At 68.1% G+C, this 20,628-nt stretch carries 22 protein-coding genes; 12 read left to right on the forward strand and 10 right to left on the reverse strand.

The features are described 5' to 3' along the window. From ipdC to echA20, 4 genes are read right to left on the reverse strand one after another with little or no spacing between them, the layout of a single operon-like run. The gene (gene ipdC, locus G6N45_RS07995) at positions 1-1,074 is read right to left on the reverse strand and encodes a (3aS,4S,5R,7aS)-5-hydroxy-7a-methyl-1-oxo-octahydro-1H-indene-4-carboxyl-CoA dehydrogenase (protein WP_163721442.1); all 1,074 of its coding nucleotides are present in this window, start codon (positions 1,072-1,074) and stop codon (positions 1-3) included. Continuing rightward, complete coding sequence (gene ipdB, locus G6N45_RS08000; RefSeq protein ID WP_163721444.1) at positions 1,071-1,817, reverse strand: cholesterol ring-cleaving hydrolase subunit IpdB; 747 nt, start codon at positions 1,815-1,817, stop codon at positions 1,071-1,073. Before ipdB ends, ipdC begins: the two co-directional genes overlap by 4 nt. Continuing rightward, positions 1,814-2,740, reverse strand: coding sequence for a cholesterol ring-cleaving hydrolase subunit IpdA (gene ipdA / locus G6N45_RS08005; RefSeq protein ID WP_163721445.1), 927 nt, complete (start codon positions 2,738-2,740; stop codon positions 1,814-1,816). Before ipdA ends, ipdB begins: the two co-directional genes overlap by 4 nt. After that, the gene (echA20, locus tag G6N45_RS08010; protein ID WP_163721447.1) at positions 2,737-3,492 is read right to left on the reverse strand and encodes a (7aS)-7a-methyl-1,5-dioxo-2,3,5,6,7,7a-hexahydro-1H-indene-carboxyl-CoA hydrolase; all 756 of its coding nucleotides are present in this window, start codon (positions 3,490-3,492) and stop codon (positions 2,737-2,739) included. Before echA20 ends, ipdA begins: the two co-directional genes overlap by 4 nt. Before the next feature lie 53 nt (positions 3,493-3,545). On the opposite strand from echA20, the gene G6N45_RS08015 reads away from it, so the two are divergent. Together G6N45_RS08015 and G6N45_RS08020 are read left to right on the forward strand one after the other, a co-directional pair. After that, positions 3,546-4,328, forward strand: coding sequence for an SDR family oxidoreductase (locus G6N45_RS08015; RefSeq protein ID WP_163721449.1), 783 nt, complete (start codon positions 3,546-3,548; stop codon positions 4,326-4,328). A gap of 14 nt (positions 4,329-4,342) precedes the next feature. Continuing rightward, a complete protein-coding gene (locus G6N45_RS08020) occupies positions 4,343-5,248 on the forward strand; it encodes an SDR family oxidoreductase (protein ID WP_163721451.1) in 906 nt (301 codons plus the stop codon). A 1-nt stretch (position 5,249) separates the two neighbouring features. On the opposite strand, the gene G6N45_RS08025 is transcribed toward G6N45_RS08020, so the two are convergent. The 3 genes from G6N45_RS08025 to G6N45_RS08035 are packed head-to-tail and all read right to left on the reverse strand — an operon-like array spanning position 5,250 to position 7,297. Then, complete coding sequence (locus G6N45_RS08025; RefSeq protein WP_163721453.1) at positions 5,250-5,729, reverse strand: nitroreductase family deazaflavin-dependent oxidoreductase; 480 nt, start codon at positions 5,727-5,729, stop codon at positions 5,250-5,252. A 10-nt stretch (positions 5,730-5,739) separates the two neighbouring features. Further along, positions 5,740-6,123: a DUF8021 domain-containing protein gene (locus tag G6N45_RS08030; RefSeq protein ID WP_163721455.1), complete on the reverse strand. Its 384-nt coding sequence runs from the start codon at positions 6,121-6,123 to the stop codon at positions 5,740-5,742. A 10-nt stretch (positions 6,124-6,133) separates the two neighbouring features. Next, entirely contained in the window at positions 6,134-7,297 is a 1,164-nt protein-coding gene (locus G6N45_RS08035) for a steroid 3-ketoacyl-CoA thiolase (RefSeq protein ID WP_057149293.1), read from the reverse strand. A gap of 121 nt (positions 7,298-7,418) precedes the next feature. Here G6N45_RS08035 and G6N45_RS08040 point away from each other — a divergent pair, with 121 nt between their 5' ends. From G6N45_RS08040 to G6N45_RS08075, 8 genes are all read left to right on the forward strand, one after another. Beyond that, positions 7,419-8,681: a cytochrome P450 gene (locus G6N45_RS08040; RefSeq protein ID WP_163721458.1), complete on the forward strand. Its 1,263-nt coding sequence runs from the start codon at positions 7,419-7,421 to the stop codon at positions 8,679-8,681. A gap of 26 nt (positions 8,682-8,707) precedes the next feature. Further along, complete coding sequence (locus G6N45_RS08045; RefSeq protein ID WP_163721460.1) at positions 8,708-9,709, forward strand: acyl-CoA dehydrogenase family protein; 1,002 nt, start codon at positions 8,708-8,710, stop codon at positions 9,707-9,709. Further along, the gene (fadE29, locus tag G6N45_RS08050) at positions 9,710-10,885 is read left to right on the forward strand and encodes an acyl-CoA dehydrogenase FadE29 (RefSeq protein ID WP_163721462.1); all 1,176 of its coding nucleotides are present in this window, start codon (positions 9,710-9,712) and stop codon (positions 10,883-10,885) included. Continuing rightward, positions 10,882-11,862: a bifunctional MaoC family dehydratase N-terminal/OB-fold nucleic acid binding domain-containing protein gene (locus G6N45_RS08055; protein WP_179965291.1), complete on the forward strand. Its 981-nt coding sequence runs from the start codon at positions 10,882-10,884 to the stop codon at positions 11,860-11,862. Before fadE29 ends, G6N45_RS08055 begins: the two co-directional genes overlap by 4 nt. Beyond that, entirely contained in the window at positions 11,859-12,263 is a 405-nt protein-coding gene (locus G6N45_RS08060) for a MaoC family dehydratase (RefSeq protein WP_163721464.1), read from the forward strand. The genes G6N45_RS08055 and G6N45_RS08060 overlap by 4 nt, the downstream gene beginning before the upstream one ends. An 8-nt stretch (positions 12,264-12,271) precedes the next feature. After that, on the forward strand, positions 12,272-13,426 hold the full coding sequence (locus tag G6N45_RS08065; RefSeq protein WP_179965354.1) for a 17-hydroxy-3-oxo-4-pregnene-20-carboxyl-CoA lyase: 1,155 nt from the start codon (positions 12,272-12,274) through the stop codon (positions 13,424-13,426). A gap of 485 nt (positions 13,427-13,911) precedes the next feature. Beyond that, positions 13,912-14,841 carry a hypothetical protein gene (locus tag G6N45_RS27800; RefSeq protein WP_179965292.1) on the forward strand — a complete coding sequence of 310 codons (930 nt, stop codon included), beginning with the start codon at positions 13,912-13,914 and terminating at the stop codon, positions 14,839-14,841. Positions 14,842-14,931: 90 nt separating this feature from the next. Further along, entirely contained in the window at positions 14,932-15,633 is a 702-nt protein-coding gene (locus G6N45_RS08075; RefSeq protein ID WP_163721468.1) for a hypothetical protein, read from the forward strand. A gap of 22 nt (positions 15,634-15,655) precedes the next feature. Here the strand turns inward: G6N45_RS08075 and G6N45_RS08080 are convergent, their stop codons facing one another. Next, positions 15,656-16,543 (reverse strand): MPT63 family protein, encoded by an 888-nt coding sequence (locus tag G6N45_RS08080; RefSeq protein ID WP_163721469.1) that lies wholly within the window; start codon positions 16,541-16,543, stop codon positions 15,656-15,658. 163 nt (positions 16,544-16,706) lie between these two features. Here G6N45_RS08080 and G6N45_RS08085 point away from each other — a divergent pair, with 163 nt between their 5' ends. Continuing rightward, complete coding sequence (locus G6N45_RS08085; RefSeq protein WP_246228917.1) at positions 16,707-17,201, forward strand: hypothetical protein; 495 nt, start codon at positions 16,707-16,709, stop codon at positions 17,199-17,201. Between the two features lie 8 nt (positions 17,202-17,209). Here G6N45_RS08085 and G6N45_RS08090 read toward each other — a convergent pair whose 3' ends face one another. Both G6N45_RS08090 and kstD read right to left on the reverse strand, forming a co-directional pair. Further along, complete coding sequence (locus G6N45_RS08090; RefSeq protein WP_163721472.1) at positions 17,210-18,082, reverse strand: enoyl-CoA hydratase ChsH3; 873 nt, start codon at positions 18,080-18,082, stop codon at positions 17,210-17,212. A gap of 3 nt (positions 18,083-18,085) precedes the next feature. Continuing rightward, the gene (gene kstD, locus G6N45_RS08095; RefSeq protein ID WP_179965293.1) at positions 18,086-19,777 is read right to left on the reverse strand and encodes a 3-oxosteroid 1-dehydrogenase; all 1,692 of its coding nucleotides are present in this window, start codon (positions 19,775-19,777) and stop codon (positions 18,086-18,088) included. Between the two features lie 64 nt (positions 19,778-19,841). On the opposite strand from kstD, the gene G6N45_RS08100 reads away from it, so the two are divergent. Continuing rightward, a complete protein-coding gene (locus G6N45_RS08100) occupies positions 19,842-20,627 on the forward strand; it encodes a 2-keto-4-pentenoate hydratase (RefSeq protein WP_163721482.1) in 786 nt (261 codons plus the stop codon). The last annotated feature ends 1 nt before the right edge of the window (position 20,628 follow it).

A 20,628-nucleotide genomic window follows, 5' to 3' on the forward strand; every position in this document is an offset into this window, starting at 1 on the left:
TCACTTTCTGATGAACGATCCCGCGGATTCCAGGTGCTCGATCGCCTCGCCGACGATGCTCTCGATCAACTCGGCGCACGAGGGCAGGTCGGAGATGATGCCGGCGACCTGCCCCGAGGCCAGTACGCCGGCATCGGTGTTGCCCTCCACCAGGCCGGCCTTCAGCAGCATCGGGGTGTTGGCGGCCATCACGACCTGGGACCAGGTCAGGTCCTTGCCGTGCCGCATCGCCATGCCGTCGCGGATCATCGACCGCCACGTCATGCCGGTCATCTTCTTGAACTTCTGTGCGTTGGTCACCGCCGCGGCGAGGCCACGCACCGGGGATCCGCTCTCCAGTTTCTCCACCAGGCCGGTACGCAGCACCCGGTGGGGCATCCCGTCGACCCGGGTGGAGACCACGGTGCCGTCCAGCGCCGCCTGCAGGTAGCGCTGCTTCACCGCGTCGGGCACGGTCGAATCGGAGGTCAGCAGGAAACGCGTACCCATGGCCACGCCCGCGGCGCCGTAGGACAGCGCGGCCGCGAGCCCACGCCCGTCGAAGAAACCGCCCGCGGCGATCACCGGCATCCCGGTGTCGGCGACCGCGTCGAGCACCGACGGCAGAAGCAGCGTCGTGGCGATCGGCCCGGTGTGGCCGCCGCCCTCGCCGCCCTGCACGATGACGGCGTCGGCGCCCCAGCCGGCGACCTTCTTCGCGTGCTTGGCCAGGCCCACCGACGGGATGACCACCACGCCCGCTTCTTTGAGCCGCGCGATCAGATCGGGCTTGGGGGCCAGGGCGAAGGAGGCGACTCTGACTCCTTCGCGGATCAGGAGGTCGACGCGGTCGTTCGCGTCGCCGGCGTCGGCACGGATGTTGATGCCGAAGGGTTTGTCGGTCGCGGCCTTGACCTTGGCCACGGCGGTGGTCAGTTCCTCGAGCGTCATGGTGGCCGAGGCGAGGATGCCAAGACCGCCCGCGTTCGACGTCGCCGCGACCAGCCGGGCGCCGGCCACCCACCCCATACCGGTCTGCACGACCGGGTGCTCGATGCCCACCAGTTGGGTGAGCGGGGTGGTCAACCGACTCATCGGACTTCCTTGTCGCGCAGCGCTTTCGGGTCGATCACCTCGCGCAGGATCGTCAGCTCGTCGGCGGTCGGCAGCCGAGTGGTGTCTGCCTCGCCGAGTCCGTGCACCTCGAACGAGGTGTTCTCGGTAACCTGTGCGGGCTCGATCCCGGGATGGAGTGACACCGCGCGCATCTGGTGGTCCGGTCCGTTGAAGTCGAACACACCCAGGTTGGTCACGACCCGGAAGACGTTGACGAACCGGTAGGCGGGATTGTCCGGATCGACCTTGTCCCAGCCGATCCCGGAGACCACGTCGACGGACCCGCCGAACACTCGGGTGGAGTGGTTGCCCACCCAGTAGCTGGTGGCGTGGTTGATCGTGTTGCCGGGTGCGCCGCGTACCCCGAACATCTGCCGGGTCGGGTGCTGCAGGGGCCCGAACGCCGACAGGTTCTGATTGCCGTAGCGGTCGATCTGGTTGGCGCCCATGACGACATGGCGACGGCCCCAGGCCAGGGTCTCGAACACCCGGCCGAACGGCATCCAGCCCTCGATGGCCGCAGCCGCGCCGATCGCGGGGGTGTCGGCGATCAGCCGGGCCTCGCCGTCGGTGAGCAGGATGTCGGGGGAGAAGGTCAGCCGCGCCAGCCGGGCGCCGATCGAGACGATGGTGGTCATCGGGCTGACCATGATCTCGCCTGCGTCACGGAACAATTCGGCACAGGCGACGGCGCACACCTCGGCGCGGGTTGCGGAGATCATCCTCGGTCCTCCTCGGTGGACTCCTTGAACTTCCGCACGGCCGCCTGGTAGTCGGCCTCGCTGCCGGACAGGTACGTCTCGACGAACGTCGACCAGGTCTCGTCGGATCCGGCGGCCTCGGCGTAATGGCGCTGGAACTTCTCGTCACGCCGGTAGTCGGGCTCGGCCGTGGTGAAGTGCGCACCGCCCGGCGCCTCGACCACGGTGTCGACCATCATCCGGTTGATCAGCAGGGCCTGCGGCGGAACGGATTTCACGAGCTCCTCGGTCGGCACCACCTTCTCCACCGACAGGTAGCGCCTCTCGGCCGACATCAGGAACAGGTCGTCGAAGTACGGATCGATACCGGTGTAGGCCGCGTTGCCCTGCGCGTCGCCGACGTTCAGGTGCACGAACGCGGCGTCGAGGTTCAGCGCGGGCATCGCGATGAGCTCCTCGTAGCCGTCGCCCGGCGGGCAGGAGCGAAGCGACCCGGGGATGATCGGGGTGGGATACGGCGAGCGCACGGTCTTGAGCTCGTCGCCCCAGAACGCGCGGACGTCGCTGCCGAGTCCGGCGCGGATCGGCAGGAACGGCAACCGCTGGGCGGCGGCCTGCAGTCCGCAGCGCAGCATGCCCTCGTCCATCTCGCGCGCCTCGATCGTTCCTGAGGTGCGTGCCTTGGCGAACCACGGATCGTAGAACGGCGGCGAGTCCAGCGACACGAAGCCGTAGTAGACCCGCTTGATCTTGCCCGCCGAGCAGAGCAGGCCGACGTCGGGACCGCCGTAGCTGACCACGGTCAGGTCGGTGACGCCGGTGCGCAGCAGCGCCCGCACGAACGCCATCGGTTTGCGCCGCGATCCCCACCCGCCGATGCCGATCGTCATGCCGCTCTCGATACCGGCGACCGCCTCGTCGAGAGTCGTCCGTTTATCGGTCATTTGGCTCCCTTGTCCGTACCCGCGAACGCATCCCGGTGTTCGTCGGAGACGCCGGCGAGATTGAGTTCGAACGTGAAGCCCTGCTCCATGCGGTAGCGCGCGTTGACCGGCTGGATGTCGATGAAGTTCAGTGCTTCCTTGGCGGCGCGGATCACCCGGGTGTCCTTGGCCGCGATGTCGCGCGCCACCCGCAGGGCCGCTTCGTCGAGGTCGGCACGGGGGACGACCTCGTGCACCGAGCCGAAGTGGTGCAGCGTCTCGGCGTCGACGGTGGCCGCCGTGAAGAACAGCCGGCGCATCATGTGTTGCGGCACAAGGCGGGACAGGTGGGTCGCCGCGCCGAGTGCGCCGCGCTCGACCTCGGGCAGTCCGAACTTCGCGTCGTCGGAGGCGACGATGACGTCGGCGTTGCCGACGAGCCCGATGCCGCCGCCCACGCAGAATCCGTTGACCGCCGCCACCACCGGCACCGCGCATTCGTACACCGCGCGGAACGCCTCGAAGCAGCCCCGATTGGCGTCGATCAGCGCGGTGAAGCCCTCGGTCTTCTGCATCTCCTTGATGTCGACGCCGGCGTTGAAACCCCGTCCCTCGGCGCGCAGGATCACCACGTGCGTGGCGAGGTCACGGCCGGCCGCGGTGATCGCGTCGGCGAGTTCGAACCAGCCGCGCGACGGAATCGCGTTGACGGGCGGGTAGTCGACGGTGACCGAAACGATTCCCGGTTCCACGGTCGCGGTGGTGATCGGCATGCGCAACTCCTGGGTGGCTACCTAAGCAAGCACTTGCTTGGTACGCTAGCACAGTGACTGACGCCGTCGACAGCACCATCCGTCTCGCCCTCACCGGCCGCGTCGTGCTCGTGACCGGCGGTGTGCGCGGTGTCGGCGCCGGCATCAGCAGGGTCTTCGCGGATCAGGGCGCCACGGTCGTGACATGTGCACGCCGGCCCGTCGACGGATCGCCGTTCGAGTTCCGCCCGTGCGACATCCGCGACGACGACGCGGTCGCCGCGCTCGTCGACGGCATCGTCGCCGACCACGGCCGTCTCGACGTCGTGGTGAACAATGCCGGTGGCTCGCCGTACGTCGCGGCCGCCGAGGCGTCGGCGAAGTTCAGCCGCAAGATCGTCGAGCTCAACCTGCTCGGGGCACTGTCGGTGTCCACGCACGCGAATGCGGTCATGCAGCAGCAGGATTCGGGTGGTGCGATCGTGAACATCTCCAGCGTCAGCGGCCGGCGGCCCACCCCCGGCACCGTCGCCTACGGCGCGGCCAAGGCCGGCATCGAGAACATCACCGCCACGCTCGCGGTCGAGTGGGCACCCAAGGTACGGGTGAACTCGGTGGTCGTCGGCATGGTCGAGACCGAGCAGTCCGAACTGTTCTACGGCGACGCCGACTCCATCGCCGCGATCTCGCGCAATGTGCCACTCGGCCGGCTCGCCAGACCCGAGGACATCGGCTGGGCGACGGCGTTCCTCGCATCACCGGCGGCGTCTTACATCAGCGGGGCGTCGCTCGAAGTGCACGGCGGCGGCGAGCCGCCGCACTACCTGTCGACCACCACTGCGGACATCAAACACTAGAGGAGACAACGACGATGGGATTGCTCGACGGCCGTGTGGTCATCGTGACGGGTGCGGGCGGCGGCATCGGACGCGCGCATGCTGTGGCTTTCGCCGCCGAAGGCGCGCGGGTGGTGGTCAACGACATCGGTGTGGGCCTGGACGGATCGCCGGCCGGCGGCGGAAGCGCCGCGCAGAGTGTCGTCGACGAGATCGTCGGCGCCGGAGGCGAAGCCGTCACCAGTGGCGCCAACGTCGCGGACTGGGCGCAGGCCGAAGGCCTCATCCAGACGGCGGTCGACGCGTTCGGCGGGCTCGACGTCCTGGTCAACAACGCCGGCATCGTGCGTGACCGGATGTTCGCGAACACCAGCGAAGAGGAATTCGACGCGGTCACGGCCGTGCACCTCAAGGGGCACTTCGCGACCATGAAGCACGCCGCCGCCTACTGGCGCGCCAAGTCCAAGGCCGGCGAGCAGGTGGACGCCCGCATCGTCAACACCAGTTCGGGTGCGGGACTGCAGGGCAGCGTCGGGCAGGCCAACTACAGCGCCGCCAAGGCGGGCATCGCGGCGCTGACGCTCGTCGCCGCCGCCGAGATGGGCCGCTACGGGGTGTCGGTCAACGCGATCGCGCCATCGGCGCGCACCCGGATGACCGAGACCGTCTTCGCCGACATGATGTCCACGCAGGACCAGGATTTCGATGCGATGGCCCCGGAGAACATCTCGCCGCTGGTGGTGTGGCTGGGCAGCGTCGAATCGCGGGACGTCACCGGCAAGATGTTCGAGGTCGAGGGCGGCAAGATCCGCGTGGCCGAGGGGTGGGCGCACGGACCGGAGATCGACAAGGGCGCGAAGTGGGATCCGGCCGAACTAGGCCCCGTCGTGGCCGACCTGCTCGCCAAGGCGCGCCCCGCGGTACCCGTCTACGGCGCCTGAGTCAGGCCGGGTCGCAGATGATGATCGGGATCTTGCGCGAGGTGTAGGACCGGTAGTTCGCGTAGTCGGGGTACATCGCGTCGAGCTTGGGCCAGTAGTGGTCGCGCTCGTCGTCGGTGGCTTCCCGCGCGACGAGGGAGAGCGTGTCCCGTTTGGTCTGGAACGTCACAGTCGTGTGTGTCTTGATGTTCAGATACCACATCGGGTGGGTGTCGCGGCCGCCTTGGGATGCGACGAGCACGATCCGCTGGTCCTCTTGGAGGAACAGCAGTGGCACGTCTCGGGGTTCGCCGCTCTTGCGGCCCTTCGTCGTCAGGATGCCGACCTCGGAGCCGCGCAGGAACTTGTCGCCGAACCGGCCGTTGGTCTTCTTGAACAGCCAGGTCTGTCCGCGCGACATCCATTTGATGGCGACGGCGACGGGCTTGGAGTTCAGGCTCTTGATCTGCTTGTCGGACAGCGGGCGGGAGGGTTCGGCCACGGCGTGCACCTTATCGCGTCAGGAACGGGCGGATGTCGGCCCGGATGTGGTGGATCTGGGCGCGGCCGGACGGGTCGTCGGCGGGGATCAGGAACGTCTCGTCGATGTGGGCGCCCACCCGGCGACCGGCCAGTCGCGGCTTGGTCACCAGGTCGAAGCGGGCCCGGACAGTGTCACCGTCGACGGTGAACTCCGGTGTGGTGACGGCTTCGATCACCCGGTACTGCAGGCCGCCGTTGAGGCTGCGCCGCAGGTGGTTTCCGGAGAAGCCGGTCTTGAGGCCCACCTCGGTGCGGGTACACCCGGGCGCGAACGGCACGCCGTCGGCGTCGTGGCTGGCCAGCGCACTGATGTAGGCCTGCGCCGCGGCGATGCGGTCCGAGTCCGAAATCACGGGTGATTCCTCAAATGCGCTCGATGATGGTTCCGGTCGACAGCGCACCGCCGGCGCACATCGTGATCAGTGCGGTGGTCTTGTCGGTGCGCTCCAGTTCGTGTAGCGCGGTGGTGATCAGTCGGCTGCCGGTGCTGCCGACCGGGTGGCCGAGGGCGATCGCCCCGCCGTTGACGTTGACGGTGTCCATGTCGGGCTCGTGCACCCGGGCCCAGGACAGCACGACCGACGCGAACGCCTCGTTGATCTCCGTGATGTCGATGTCGCCCATCTTCATGCCGGCCTTCTCGAGCACCTTGGCCGTCGACTGCACAGGCCCGTCGAGGTGGTAGTACGGCTCGGCGCCGACCAGGGCCTGGCTGACGATGCGGGCGCGTGGCGTCAGACCGAGCGCACGCGCCTTGTCCTCGTCCATCCACAACACCGCGGCGGCGCCGTCGGAGATCTGCGACGAGGTGCCCGCGGTATGAATGCCACCCTCCATCACCGGGTTCAGGGAAGCCAGCCCTTCCAGCGTGGTGTCCCGCAGCCCCTGGTCACGGGTCACCGGCGCCCGCTCGTCGGTGGGCTTCTTGTTCTCGTCGAGCACGGGAGCCTCGATGGGGCTGATCTCCCGGTCGAACCGGCCCTCGGCCCAGGCCTGCTTGGCCTTGCGCTGCGATTCGAAGCCGAAGCGGTCGATGTCCTCCCGGCTGATGCCGCGCCGCTTGGCGATCCGTTCGGCCGCGGTGAACTGATCCGGCAGGTCGATGTCCCACGACGCCGGGCGGATGATGCTGCGGTCCGGGCCCGCGTTGGCGCCCAGTCCCACGCGGCTCATCGCCTCGACGCCGCACGCGATGCCGACATCGATGGCGCCCGAGGCGATCAGACCCGCCACCAGACCGTTGGCCTGCTGGCCGCTGCCGCACTGGCAGTCGATCGTCACCGCGCCGACATGATCGGGCAGTCCGGCCACCAGCCAGCTCACCCGGGTGATGTTGTTGGACTGCTCGCCGAACTGCGTGACGCAGCCGCCGATGACCTGCTCCACCTCTCCGGCGTCGATGCCGGACTTCTCGACGAGCGCCTTCTGAACGGCCCCGAGCAACTCGGTGGCGTGCAGTCCTGAGAGCCAGCCGTTGCGCTTGCCGATGGGGCTGCGGGTGGCTTCGACGATGACAGGGTTACCCATGGCGTCAGGCTAGAACACGTTTCATTACTCTGACAAGCGGCGATGCCGCCGTGCCTTTCATCTGCGGTGGAGGCATGTTTTACTGGCACTAGAACACGTTGCAATTGAGGAGTGCTTCCCTATGCCTGGCCCGAACTCTTGCCCGATCAGCCCTGACTTCGACTTCCTCGACGCGAGCCTGAATCTCGAGCGTCTGCCGGTCGAGGAACTCGCCGAACTGCGCAAGTCCGAGCCTATCCACTGGGTGGATGTGCCGGGCGGCACGGGGGGCTTCGGCGACAAGGGTTACTGGCTGGTGACCAAGCACGCCGACGTCAAGGAGGTGTCCAAGCGCAACGACCTGTTCGGCAGCTCCCCCGACGGTGCGATACCGACGTGGCCGCAGGGCATGACCCGCGATGCGATCGACCTTCAGAAGGCCGTGCTGCTGAACATGGATGCGCCCCAGCACACCCGGCTGCGCAAGATCATCTCCCGCGGGTTCACACCCCGCGCCGTCGGACGGCTCGAGGCCGAGTTGCGCGACCGTGCGCAGAGGATCGCCCAGACCGCCGTCGCGGAGGGCTCGGGCGATTTCGTCGAGCAGGTGTCGTGCGAGTTGCCGCTGCAGGCCATCGCCGGGCTCCTCGGTGTCCCGCAGGAGGATCGCGACAAGTTGTTCCGGTGGTCCAACGAGATGACCGCCGGTGAGGACCCCGAGTACGCCGACGTCGACCCGGCCATGTCGTCCTTCGAGCTCATCACCTACGCGATGAAGATGGCCGAGGAGCGCAAGAACAACCCGACCGAGGACATCGTCACCAAGCTCATCGAGGCCGACATCGAGGGCGAGAAGCTCTCCGACGACGAGTTCGGCTTCTTCGTGGTGATGCTGGCGGTGGCCGGCAACGAGACCACCCGCAATTCGATCACCCACGGCATGATCGCGTTCTCGCAGAACCCCGAGCAGTGGGAGCTCTACAAGAAGGAGCGGCCGGAGACCGCCGCCGACGAGATCGTCCGCTGGGCCACGCCGGTGTCGGCCTTCCAGCGGACCGCGCTGGAGGACACCGAACTCGGCGGGGTGAAGATCAAGAAGGGCGAGCGCGTCGTGATGTCCTACCGCTCGGCCAACTTCGACGAAGAGGTCTTCGAGCACCCGGACCAGTTCGACATCATGCGCAACCCGAACCCGCACGTCGGGTTCGGCGGCACCGGCGCGCACTACTGCATCGGCGCGAACCTGGCGAAGATGACGATCAACCTGATCTTCAACGCCGTCGCCGACAACATGCCGGAACTCAAGCCGATCGGCGATCCGGAGCGGTTAAAGTCGGGCTGGCTCAACGGCATCAAACACTGGCAGGTGGACTACACCGGCAAGGGTTGCCCGGTCAGCCACTGACACATCGAGACTCGAGGAGGTGTCGGGTGGACTTCAGTCCAGACGAGGGTCAGCAGGCGGTCGCCGATGTGGTGACGTCCGTGCTGGAGCGCGACAACAGCTGGGACGCTTTGGTTTCCGGCGGTGTGCTGGCACTGGCCGCCCCGGAACGGCTCGGCGGTGACGGGCTCGGGCTCGCCGAGATCGCGACCGCGCTGACCGAGATCGGCAGGCGCGGGACGATCAGCCCGGCGCCGGTGACCCTCGCTGCGGCGGCGGTGCTGGGCGAGCTGGCATCCGAACCGCAGCAGGACCGCTATCTCGCGGGTCTGGCCAAGGGGTCGGTGCTCAGCTTGGCACTCAACGAACCCGGCGCCTCACAGCCCGACCGGCCGGCGACCACGCTCTCGGCCGGCCGGCTCAACGGCACCAAACTCGCCGTCGGCTACGCCGGGCAGGCGCACTGGCTGGTGGTCACCACCGACGCTGGCGTGGTCGTGGTGCGCGGCGATGCCGACGGGATCTCGGCGACGAAGACGCCGACGTCGACCGGTGCCGATGAGTTCGTGGTGACGTTCGCCGACGTCGCGGTCGACGACGACGACGTCCTCGCCGGGAGCACGGCCCATCGCGTGAACCAGTTGGCGCTGGCCGCCTTCGGCGCCTTCGCTGCCGGCCTGGTGGCCGGCGCGCTTCGACTGACCGCCGACTACGTCGCGACCCGCGAGCAGTTCGGTCGGCCGCTGTCGACGTTCCAGACCGTCGCGGCGCAACTGTCCGAGGTCTACATCGCCTCGCGCACCGTGTCGCTGGTGGCGACCTCGGCAGTGTGGTTGCTATCCCAGGGCCTCGACGCCGAGGACGACCTCGCGATCCTCGGTTACTGGCTCACCTCGCAGGCGCCGCCGGCGATGCGGCTGTGCCACCACCTGCACGGCGGTATGGGGATGGACATCACCTACCCGATGAACCGCTACTTCTCGTCGATCAAGGATCTGACCCGGGTGCTGGGTGGTCCGACACACCGTCTCGATCTGGTGGGAGCGTAAATGTACATCGAACTGACCCCCGAGCAGCGGGCTCTGCAAGCCGAACTGCGACAGTACTTCTCGACGCTCATCACGCCCGAAGAGGCCGAGGCGATGGAGTCGAACCGGCACAACGAGGCCTACCGCGCGGTGATCAAGCGGATGGGTTCAGACGGCAAGCTCGGCATGGGCTGGCCCAAGGAGTACGGCGGCCTGGGGTTCGGCCCGATCGAACAGCAGATCTTCGTCAACGAGGCCAACCGTGCCGACGTCCCGTTGCCCCTGGTGACGCTGCAGACCGTCGGCCCCACGCTGCAGGTGTACGGCACCGAGGAGCAGAAGAAGAAGTTCCTGCCCGGAATCCTCTCCGGCGACATCCATTTCGCCATCGGCTACTCCGAACCCGACGCGGGCACCGACCTGGCCTCGCTGAGGACGGCAGCGGTGCGCCAACGGGACGAGGCCGGCGAATACTTCCTGGTCAACGGGCAGAAGATGTGGACGACCGGCGCCCACGACGCCGATTACATCTGGCTGGCCTGCCGCACCGATCCGGAAGCCGCCAAGCACAAGGGCATTTCGATCCTGATCGTCGACACCAAGGATCCGGGCTTCTCCTGGACGCCGATCATCCTGTCCGACGGCGCGCACCACACCAACGCGTCGTACTACAACGACGTGCGGGTGCCCGCCGACATGCTCGTCGGTGAGGAGAACGGCGGCTGGAAGCTGATCACCACCCAGCTCAACCACGAGCGGGTGGGCCTGGGCCCGGCCGGGCGCGTCGCCGGTATCTACGACCAGGTGCATGCATGGGCGTCCAAACCCGGCTCCGACGGCGTCACGCCGATCGAGCAGGCCGACGTCAAGCGGCTGCTGGGTCAGATCAAGGCGATCTGGCGGGTGAACGAGCTGCTGAACTGGCAGGTCGCGGCGTCGGGGGAGACCATCGCCGTCGCCGATGCCGCAGCCACCAAGGTCTTTTCGACCGAACGCATCCAGGAGGTCGGCCGGCTCGCCGAGGAGATCGTCGGCACCTACGGGAATCCGGCGGATCCGCAGACCGGTGAGCTGCTCGACTGGCTGGACAAGATGACCAAGCGCAATCTCGTCATCACCTTCGGCGGCGGCGTCAACGAGGTGATGCGCGAGATGATCTCGGCGTCGGGGCTCAAGGTCCCGAGGGTCCCCAGGTGAGCGGGGAGCGGACCATCGAAGACATCACGGCCGCGGCGGAGCGCGTCAAGGCCGAGGGTAAGAGCGCGCCGCGACAGGCGCGACACCCGGTGAATCAGCCGATGGTCGACCACTGGCTCGACGCGATGGGCGACAGGAACCCCATCTACGTCGACGAGCAGGCCGCGAAGGCCGCCGGGCATCCCGGCGTGGTGGCGCCGCCGGCGATGATCCAGGTGTGGACGATGATGGGGCTGGGCGGCGTCCGCCCCGACGACGACCCGCTGGGCAAGATCCTCGAATTGTTCGACGAGGCAGGCTATGTCGGCGTCGTCGCCACCAACTGCGAGCAGACCTACCACCGCTACCTGCAGCCGGGTGAACAGGTGAGCGTCACTGCCGAGCTGACCGACGTCGTCGGCCCGAAGCGCACCGCGCTGGGCGAGGGTTTCTTCATCACCCAGACGATCACCTGGACTGTCGGTGGTGAACCTGTCGCCGAAATGCTCTGGCGCATCATGAAGTTCCGTCCCGCCGACCAGGACGCGCCCGCGTCGGCCGTCCCCGAGGACCTCGACACCGAGTCGATGATGCGGCCCGCGTCCTCGAAGGACACCAAGTTCTTCTGGGACGGCGTCAACGCCCACGAACTGCGGATCCAGAAGCGTCCCGACGGGACGCTGCAGCACCCGCCGGTGCCCGCCCTGTGGGCGGACCCCGAGGTTGAGGTGGCTTCGTCGGATTATCTCGTCGCGTCGGGTAAGGGCACCGTGTTCAGCTACGTGGTGCACCACGCCCCGAAGGTGCCGGGCAGAACGCCGCCGTTCGTCATCGCCCTGGTCGAACTCGAGGAAGGGGTACGGATGCTCGGCGAACTCCGCGACGTCGATCCTGCCGCCGTGAAGATCGGAATGCCTGTGCGCGCAACGTATATCGACTTCCCGGACAGCACGTCCGGGCCGGCGTGGACGCTGTACGCCTGGGAGCCCGACGCATGAGCGTCCCCATTGTCGAGGTCGGCACCAAGCTTCCCGAACTCGCTCTCTACGGTAATCCGACGTTCATCGTGTCGACGGCGATCGCCACCCGCGACTACCAGGACGTCCACCACGACCGTGACAAGGCGCAGGCCAAGGGCTCCAAGGACATCTTCGTCAACATCCTCACCGACACCGGTCTCGTCCAGCGGTTCATCACCGACTGGGCCGGCCCCGCCGCGGTGATCAAGTCCATCTCCCTGCGCCTCGGGGTGCCGTGGTACGCCTACGACACGGTGACGTTCACCGGGGAGGTGACCGAGATCGTCGACGGCCTCATCACGTTGAAGATCGTGGGCCGCAACAGCCTCGGTGACCACGTCATCGCCACTGCCACACTCACCATCGGGGGTGCCGCGTGACCGACGGTCTGTCCGGCAAGGCGGCGATCGTCGGTATCGGCGCCACCGATTTCTCCAAGAACTCCGGACGCAGCGAGCTGCGGCTGGCCGCCGAGGCGGTGCTCGACGCTCTCGACGACGCCGGGCTGACCCCCGCCGACGTCGACGGCATGGTGACCTTCACGATGGACTCCAACACCGAGGTCGCGGTGGCCCGCGCCACCGGCATCGGAGAGCTGAAGTTCTTCTCCAAGATCCATCACGGCGGGGGCGCGGCCTGCGCGACCATCCAGCAGGCGGCCCTGGCCGTCGCCACGGGCGTGGCGGAATGTGTTGTCGCCTACCGTGCTTTCAACGAGCGCTCGGGAATGCGCTTCGGTCAGGTGCAGATGCGGTTGGTCGAGAACGCCGACTCCACCGGGGTGGACAATTCGTTCTCCTACCCGCACGGTCTGTCGACGCCCGCGGCGCAGGTGGCGATGATCGCGCGCCGCTACATGCATCTGTCCGGCGCGACGAGCCGCGATTTCGGCGCGGTGTCGGTGGCCGACCGCAAGCACGCGGCCAACAATCCGAAGGCCTACTTCTACGGCAAGCCGATCAGCATCGACGACCACCAGAACTCGCGGTGGATCGCCGAGCCGTTGCGGCTGCTGGACTGCTGCCAGGAGACCGACGGCGGCGTGGCGCTCGTCGTGACCACGCCCGAGCGGGCCAAGGACCTCAAGCACCGACCCGCGGTCATCGAGGCCGCCTCGCAGGGCTCGAGCCCCGACCAGTACTCGATGGTGAGCTACTACCGTCCCGAGCTGGGCCTGCCGGAGATGGGGCTGGTTGGCCGACAGCTCTGGGAGCAGTCAGGGCTGACGCCCGGGGACATCCAGACCGCGATTCTCTACGACCACTTCACCCCGTTCACGTTGATCCAGCTCGAGGAGCTCGGTTTCTGCGGCAAGGGCGAGGCCAAGGATTTCGTGGCTGACGGCGCGATCGAGATCGACGGCAGACTGCCGATCAACACCCACGGCGGGCAGCTCGGCGAGGCCTACATCCACGGCATGAACGGCATCGCCGAGGGAGTGCGCCAACTCCGCGGAACCTCGGTCAATCCGGTGCCCGACGTCGAGCACGTGCTCGTCACCGCGGGCACCGGCGTGCCGACGTCGGGGCTCATCCTCGGCTGAGGCGGCGTCTCAGCAAAGTTCCACCGAGCCCGACGAGCGGCCCGCCCGGCATCGATGTCGACGTGTCGGATTGCCGACGACCGGCTCCGTTCCCGCGCACGAGAATCGGCCCCGTCGGAACAAGATCGGATCTTGGCTGGAAGTTCCCGGATCATGGGTTGTCGGGTGAAGGGCCCGTCGGCTCAGCGCCGAGTGATTGCGTATGCAAATGCCGTCGAACAGTGGCAATCGATTCGCTTGACCGCAATTTCAGCAAACGCTGATAATGGTTCGTGACCTGGCGTGGGGGCACTGGCGCCCAGGTTCACGCGTCGAGGGGGCCGGCCATGAGCAGCAGCAGATCGCATGGATGTGATGATCGGCGGTCGTCTGTCCGCATCGCGGCAGCGGCGATCGTCGCGGGCGGTCTTGCGGTCAGCGCTTCGCTCTATCACATACCGGGACACCTTTCGCCGCTGGAACTCTGGCAACAGGAGGACGGGTCGATGTCGATCGCGTCCGGTCGCATCGGATCGGTGGTGGCTGACCAGATCATCGATCTCACCGATGCCGAACTGCCGACACTCGCGCACCTGGCCGAGATCCTGCACGACAACTTCCCGACCGTGCGTGCCGACCTCTTCCTGACTGCGGTGGAGAAACACGGGTTACCCCAGATCGTCAGGACCCTCGAGGTGTTGGCGTCCGCAGGATTCGCGATGCCGGTATCTGCGGTGCTGTTCGGCGGCGGTGGCGGGGCGGGTTCGCCGGGGTCACCGATCGGGATGGCGGATCTGGAGTTGCTGTGGCAGTTCCTCAGCCAGCAGCTGCCCGCGGCGATGATCCAGGGATTCGCCGACGTCGTCGGTGCGTTCATGCCCGCGTCGGTCAGCACGGCGCAGGTGCAGCGTGCGGTGCAGGTGCTTACATTCGCCCCACCCGTCGCGCCGCCCGCACCCGTCGCAGCGCCGGTCATGCCGTCGAGCGTTGTCGCGACGCCACCGGCGCCGGCGGTCGCAACGCCGCCACCAGCGCCCGCGCCGCCGTCGCCCGCGCCCGCGCCGCCGTCGCCCGCGCCGGTCGTCGTGGCCGCGCCGCCCCCGGTGGAAGTGTCAGCTCCGCCGACCGTCGAGATCTCGACGCCCGCGCCGCCCACGAAGACGCCCGAGGTCACGCCGGGCCCGTCCGTACCGGAGGCTGACGACACCGGGAACAAGGGCATAGGTGACGATTCCGGGCCGGCCGAGGGTTCGTCCCCCGGCGACGTTTCCGGTCCCCAGCACGGTGGGGGTCCCAATGGCGACACCGCCCACGGCGGCGATGCAGGATCCGCCCCAGGTCAGGGCTCGGGCGACGCGTCGGGTCCGGACAACGGTCGGTCCGGCGGTGCAGCGGGTGGGGGACGGTCCGGGGATACGGGCAGCGATGGTGGGTGACCGCGGCGACGTGGCTACACCGGTGTCGTCGCTCCGCATCGACGGGTGTGCCCCGCAGGACCGAGGCGGGGTGCCTACTACCCTGTCGGAATGAGCTCTCACGAGCCCGATCCCGACGACGCAGACACAGGGCCGCTCCATGTGGACGACGTGCAGGCGCCGCCTGTGGCGGCGGACCGGCGTTTCGACGCGCCGCTGTCGGTGAACCCGCGGCCGGTGCGCCGGAACAACAGGTCCGTTGCGCTGATCGCGGTGGCGACCGTCGCGGTCGTCGGCCTCGGGGTGCTGGCCTGGACGTTCTGGCCGTCGCCTGAAGAGTCCTCGGCGGGCGACGACAACGCGGCGACGTCAGCAACAGAGACGCAACAGCAGGCCGAGGCGCGTTTGATGCGGTTGCTGCCGCGCGGATACGCGCCCGGCGCTTGTGAATCCGTCGTGCCGGCGCGGGGCGCGCTCGCGCAACTGAGCTGTGGGAAGAACGACGACGTCGGGGGGCCGTTGACGGCCACCTACACGCTGGCCAAGGACAGGGCTGCCGTGAAGGATCTCTTCGACGACATCGTCAGCACCTCGTCGGTGGTGGACTGCCCCGGCAACATCCAGTCCCCCGGACCGTGGCGGCGCAACGCCACCCCGGAGCAGACCGCAGGAACGCTGGTGTGCGGGTTCCAGCAGAGCAAGCCGACGGTCGGGTGGAGCACCGACGCCGAGTTGTTGATCAGTGAGGTGCAGTCCGGCCCCCAGGGACCGAACATGGTGCAGCTGTACACCTGGTGGGCCTCACACTCGTAGCGGTCCACCAGGTGTGAGGCTGTCAGGCCGGTGGCGGCACCACGACGGTGGTCGTGGCGGGCGCCTGCTCCGCGGCAGGAGTACCGCTGCTGCCCGCCGGAAGCGGTGTCCCGGAACTGCCCTGCGGGGCCGGTGCGACGGCGGCGGGAACCGGTGCCGGGCTGGCCGGCGCGGCGGCAGCGGCGGCCTCGGGCAGCGGTGTCCCTGCGCTGCCCGCCGGGATCGGGGTGCCCGAACTGCCCTCCGGCAGCGGGGTGCCCGCGCTGCCCGCGGGCACCGGGGCGGCCGTCGGAGCGGGGGCGGCGGAGGCCGGCGCGGCACCCGGCGTGGGTGTCGTCGACGTCTCCGGAGAGGTGGTCTGGGCCGTGCCGGACGCTGCGGGCGACGAACCGGTGTATGCGGGAGTGCGGGCCCCGGTCGACCCGCTCGGGGGAGCGGGCGGTGCCTCCACCCACAGCAGCATCGGGTCGGGCCCGCCGGTGGAGTAGAACACGCTGTCGGGCTTCTCGCCGGTCACGTCGAAATAGATCTTGCCGGTGGTCTTCTCGCCCTGAACCAGGGTTGACGGGTTCACGCCCTGCGGGGTCGCGACGCCGAACAGCACCCGGTAGGTGTCGCCGTTACGGGCGCGTGCGTTGAGATTCGAGACGATGGGGGTCGCCGAACCGGAGATGGCCTCGTCGGTGGCGGTGGCCTCCCACAGCGTGCCGACGGGCTGGTACGGGATCATGTCGGTGCTCGGCTTCAGGCCGGTGACGGTCCAGTGCTGTACGACATTGCCGTTGACGAGTTCCCCCGGCTGTCCGAGGTACTTGACCTCTGGATCGGCCGAGGCAAACGGCGCACCGGTCATGCTGACGGCGGCCGCGGCAGCGACGGTCCCGGCGACCAGAGCGGGCTTGATTTTCACGACAATGTCCTCCTGGTTTCGTTGAGCGAGCAGCGAGGTTTACCCCCGGGAGCAACCTAACAGGTCACAGCAGTCTCTCGGTGCGCTGGAGTGTCGATTGTGGTGCCGTGTGCGGCCCGTCGCGGTGGCTTGGCCGAACACCGTCGACGTTATGATCGCGCGCATGTCCGACACCAAGCCGCTGTCGTCGACGTCTGACACCAAACACAGCTGCGTCGCCCCGGTCGCACTCGCCGTCGCCGTCGTCGCCCTGGCCGTCGCCGCGTGGGGTCTCCTGCGTTCGCCATCCGATGACGCGGAGGGGTCGACGTCCTCGTCATCCGGTGATCCCAAGACCCAGGTCTGCGACGCCTTCACGATGGTGCGCAACGCGGTGTCGCTGCAGACCAACGCCGACCTCGGCAATGATCGGGTGGCTCAGCAGGCGGTTGCCGCGAATGCGCGGCTGGCCACCCTCGGCGGGGGCGAGTTCCTGCTCTCGCGCCTCAACGGATCGGTGCCGGCCGATCTCGCCGACGCGGTCAGGTCGTTCGCGAACGACCTGACCTACATCGGCATGGGCCAGCTGGCCGGAGCGCCCGCCGACGATCCCGCGCAATCCAACCGGGAGAAGACCGCCCAGGCGACCGCGGCGAAGATCGACACCCTCTGCCGCTGATCTCGGGATCAGACGGGAACGAACTCGACCCCGGCCAGGGCGACCGCGTCGTCGCGCTCCGGGGCGGTGACCACCGCGGAGTAGCCGGCCTGTCCGTCACCGGAGTTCTTCCAGACGCTGATCCGCAGGGTCTCGCCGGGGAACACCACGCCGGCCATCCGCGCGCCGTAGGACTTCAGCCCGCTGACCTCGCCGTCGAGCAGGTTGTCGACCAGCGCCTTGCACGTCATGCCGTAGGTGCACAGTCCGTGCAGGATGGGCCGCGGAAAGCCCGCTGCTGCAGCGAAATCCGGGTCCGAGTGCAGCGGATTGCGGTCTCCGCACATCCGGTAGAGCAGTGCCTGCTGCGGTGAGGTCGGCAGCGACAGCTCGATGTCGGGCGCGCGCTCCGGCGCCGCAGCCGACCCCGACGGACCGCGATCGCCGCCGAAACCGCCCTCGCCGCGGGCGAAGATCGACCGCTTCTGGGTCCACAGCAGCGTGCCGTCGGGATCTTTCACCTCGGTCTCGGACCAGATGACCGCGGCCTTGCCCTTGTCCCAGATCTCGGTGAACCGGGTGACGGCGACGCCGGTACCCGCAGCAGGGATCGGGCCGGGGACGGTGACCGCCTCGCTGGCGTGCAGCACCTTGCTCAACTCGATGTCGATGCCGGGGAACTTCACCGCCGGCGGCTCGGTCATGTGAAAGCTCTGCGCCACATTGCCGAACGTCGGCAGCACCTGCGGTGTGCCGTCGGTCAGGTAGCGCAACTCGCGCCTGTCCATCGGGTCGGCGCCCGCGCCGAGGCCGAGGTGGTAGAGCTGGATGTCGCTGCTGCTCCAGGAGAACTCGACGGGGTCGAGTTCGGCGCCGATGGCCTCGTCGAGGTTGATGGGCACGCGCTACTCCTTGCCGGCGAGGTCGAGTGCCGCCAGATAGCCGAACGTCATGGCCGGGCCGATGGTGCCGCCCGGACCCGGATAGGTGTGGCCCATCACGGGTGCGCTGACGTTACCCGCGGCGTAGAGGCCTTCGATGACCGAGCCGTCGTCGCGCAGCGCGCGGCCGTGGGTGTCGGTGACGACGCCGCCCTTGGTGCCCAGATCGCCGGGAACCATCTTGGCGGCGTAGAACGGTGCGTGGCTGATCTCGCCGAGGTTCGGATTCGGCTTGTTCGTCGGATCGCCGTAGTAGCGGTCGTACGCGCTCTGTCCGCGCTTGAAGTCCTCGTCGACTCCGGTGCGGGCGAAGCCGTTGAAGCGCTCGACGGTGGCGGTGAAGGCATCGGTGGGCAGGCCCGTCTTGGCGGCCAGCTCGGCGAGGGTGGCGGCCTTGACGATCACGCCGGATTCTATCCACTTGTTCGGAATCCGTTGTCCCGGTTGCAGTCCGGCGAAGATGTACCGATCCCGGTACTGCTGGTCGAACACCAGCCAGGCCGGGATGTTCTCGCCGGGCCCCTGCCCCTGCCCGTACTGGCCGCCGTACATGTGGTGGCACGCCTCCACGTAGGGCATCGACTCGTTCATGAACCGCTTGCCGTTCATGTTGACGATGATCGAGCCCGGGGAGTTACGCTCCGACAGCGCGAACCACGGCGCCCCGACCAGCGGCACCGTCGGCCCCCACCACGCGTCCTCCATGACGTCGAGTGCGGCGCCCAGCTTCTCGGCGGCGAGGATGCCGTCGCCGGTGTTGGCCACCGCGCCGACGGTCCACTCGGTGGTGATGGGTGCGCGCTGGTACTTGACCCGCATCTGCTCGTTGTGCTCGAATCCGCCGCTGCCGAGGATCACCCCGCGGCGGGCCCGGATCAATTGCGGCTCAGCGCTTTCCGGATCTTCGGTGTTACGCACGTAGATGCCTCGGACAACACCGTCCTCGACATACAGGTCGGTCATCGCGGTGTTCAGCCGGACCGGGACGCCGGCCTCCTTCAGGCCGATGCGCAGCGGCGCGATGAGTGCGCGGCCCATGCCGACCAGGTTCTTGCCCGTCGCCTGTGCCCACATCGTGCGGGCGCCGACCTTCAGGCTGCGCAGCACGCCGCGCGGATGCCGCTTGAGCTGGTTGAGCCGCACGTAGTCCTGCTGCATGACCACGACGTTGAGCGGCACCTTGCCGTAGGGCGGCTCGAGGCCTTTCATGTCGGAACCGAGCTTCTTGGCGTCGAACGGCTTGGGCTCCACCGACCGTCCGGTGGCCTTGCCGCCCGGCGACTCGGGGTAGTAGTCGGAGTAGTTCGGCACCCAGCACAACTTCAGCGGTGAGTGCTTCAGCACGAACGACAGCATCTCGGGGCCCCGGTCGAGATAGGTGTCGATCTTCTCGGACGGCACCACGTCACCGATGATCGCGTGCAGGTAGGTGCGTGCGGCCTCGCGGGTGTCGCTCACCCCGTCCCGCTTCAACACCTCGTTGTTCGGAATCCACACCCCGCCGCCCGAGCGGGCGGTGGAACCACCGTAGTGCGGGGCCTTCTCGACGACTATCGTCGAGAGTCCCTGATGAGCGGCGGTGAGGGCGGCGACCATGCCCGCGGCACCGCTGCCCACCACGACGACGTCATACTCCTGCTCCGTCATGTAGAACACGTTATAGAATTGCCCGGCCGACTAACAACTGTGCCGGTCGACGAAACGAGGGGACTTCACTTTCATGTTGCCCGCGCACACGCGCGAGAAGCTCGCCGCCGAGCTGGCCGAGGCCGAGCGAACCCGCGAACCCATCTCCCCGCTGACCGAGCGGCACCCCGACATCGACGTCGTCGACGCCTACGAGATCCAGCTGATCAACATCCGGTCGAAGATCGCCGGCGGCGCCCGGGTGATCGGGCACAAGGTGGGCCTCTCGTCGGAGGCGATGCAGAAGATGATGAACGTCGACGAGCCGGACTACGGGCATCTGCTCGACGACATGGAGGTCTTCGAGGATCGCCCGGTCGAGTCGGCGAAGTACCTGTATCCGCGGGTCGAGGTGGAGGTCGGGTTCATCCTGTCCGACGATCTACCCGGCGCGGGATGCACCGAGGACGACGTGCTGGCGGCGACGGCCGCTTTCGCGCCGGCCATCGAGCTCATCGACACCCGGATCACCAACTGGCAGATCAAGTTGTGCGACACGATCGCCGACAACGCGTCGTCGGCGGGGTGGATGCTCGGTGAGGCGCGGGTGTCCCCGAAGGATGTGGATATCCGCGCGATCGACGCGGTGCTCACCAACAACGGCGAGACCGTCGCCGAAGGGCGCAGCGACGCGGTGCTGGGCAATCCGGTCACCGCGGTGGCCTGGCTTGCCCGCAAGGTCGAGAGTTTCGGGGTGCGTCTGCGTGCCGGGGACATCGTGCTGCCGGGGTCGTGCACGCGTGCGATAGATGCACCCCCCGGCAGCCATTTCGTCGCCGACTTCAGCGGGTTAGGTTCAGTACGACTGGATTTCGAATAGG

This window comes from Mycolicibacterium psychrotolerans, assembly GCF_010729305.1.
Lineage (GTDB): Bacteria > Actinomycetota > Actinomycetes > Mycobacteriales > Mycobacteriaceae > Mycobacterium > Mycobacterium psychrotolerans.

Coding starts and splice junctions, on each gene's coding strand:
- ipdC (WP_163721442.1), bottom strand. CDS start 1,074: ATGAGTCGGTTGACCACCCCGCTCACCCAACTGGTGGGCATCGAGCAC.
- ipdB (WP_163721444.1), bottom strand. CDS start 1,817: ATGATCTCCGCAACCCGCGCCGAGGTGTGCGCCGTCGCCTGTGCCGAA.
- ipdA (WP_163721445.1), bottom strand. CDS start 2,740: ATGACCGATAAACGGACGACTCTCGACGAGGCGGTCGCCGGTATCGAG.
- echA20 (WP_163721447.1), bottom strand. CDS start 3,492: ATGCCGATCACCACCGCGACCGTGGAACCGGGAATCGTTTCGGTCACC.
- G6N45_RS08020 (WP_163721451.1), top strand. CDS start 4,343: ATGGGATTGCTCGACGGCCGTGTGGTCATCGTGACGGGTGCGGGCGGC.
- G6N45_RS08035 (WP_057149293.1), bottom strand. CDS start 7,297: ATGGGTAACCCTGTCATCGTCGAAGCCACCCGCAGCCCCATCGGCAAG.
- G6N45_RS08040 (WP_163721458.1), top strand. CDS start 7,419: ATGCCTGGCCCGAACTCTTGCCCGATCAGCCCTGACTTCGACTTCCTC.
- fadE29 (WP_163721462.1), top strand. CDS start 9,710: ATGTACATCGAACTGACCCCCGAGCAGCGGGCTCTGCAAGCCGAACTG.
- G6N45_RS08060 (WP_163721464.1), top strand. CDS start 11,859: ATGAGCGTCCCCATTGTCGAGGTCGGCACCAAGCTTCCCGAACTCGCT.
- G6N45_RS27800 (WP_179965292.1), top strand. CDS start 13,912: ATGTCGATCGCGTCCGGTCGCATCGGATCGGTGGTGGCTGACCAGATC.
- G6N45_RS08075 (WP_163721468.1), top strand. CDS start 14,932: ATGAGCTCTCACGAGCCCGATCCCGACGACGCAGACACAGGGCCGCTC.
- G6N45_RS08085 (WP_246228917.1), top strand. CDS start 16,707: ATGTCCGACACCAAGCCGCTGTCGTCGACGTCTGACACCAAACACAGC.
- G6N45_RS08100 (WP_163721482.1), top strand. CDS start 19,842: ATGTTGCCCGCGCACACGCGCGAGAAGCTCGCCGCCGAGCTGGCCGAG.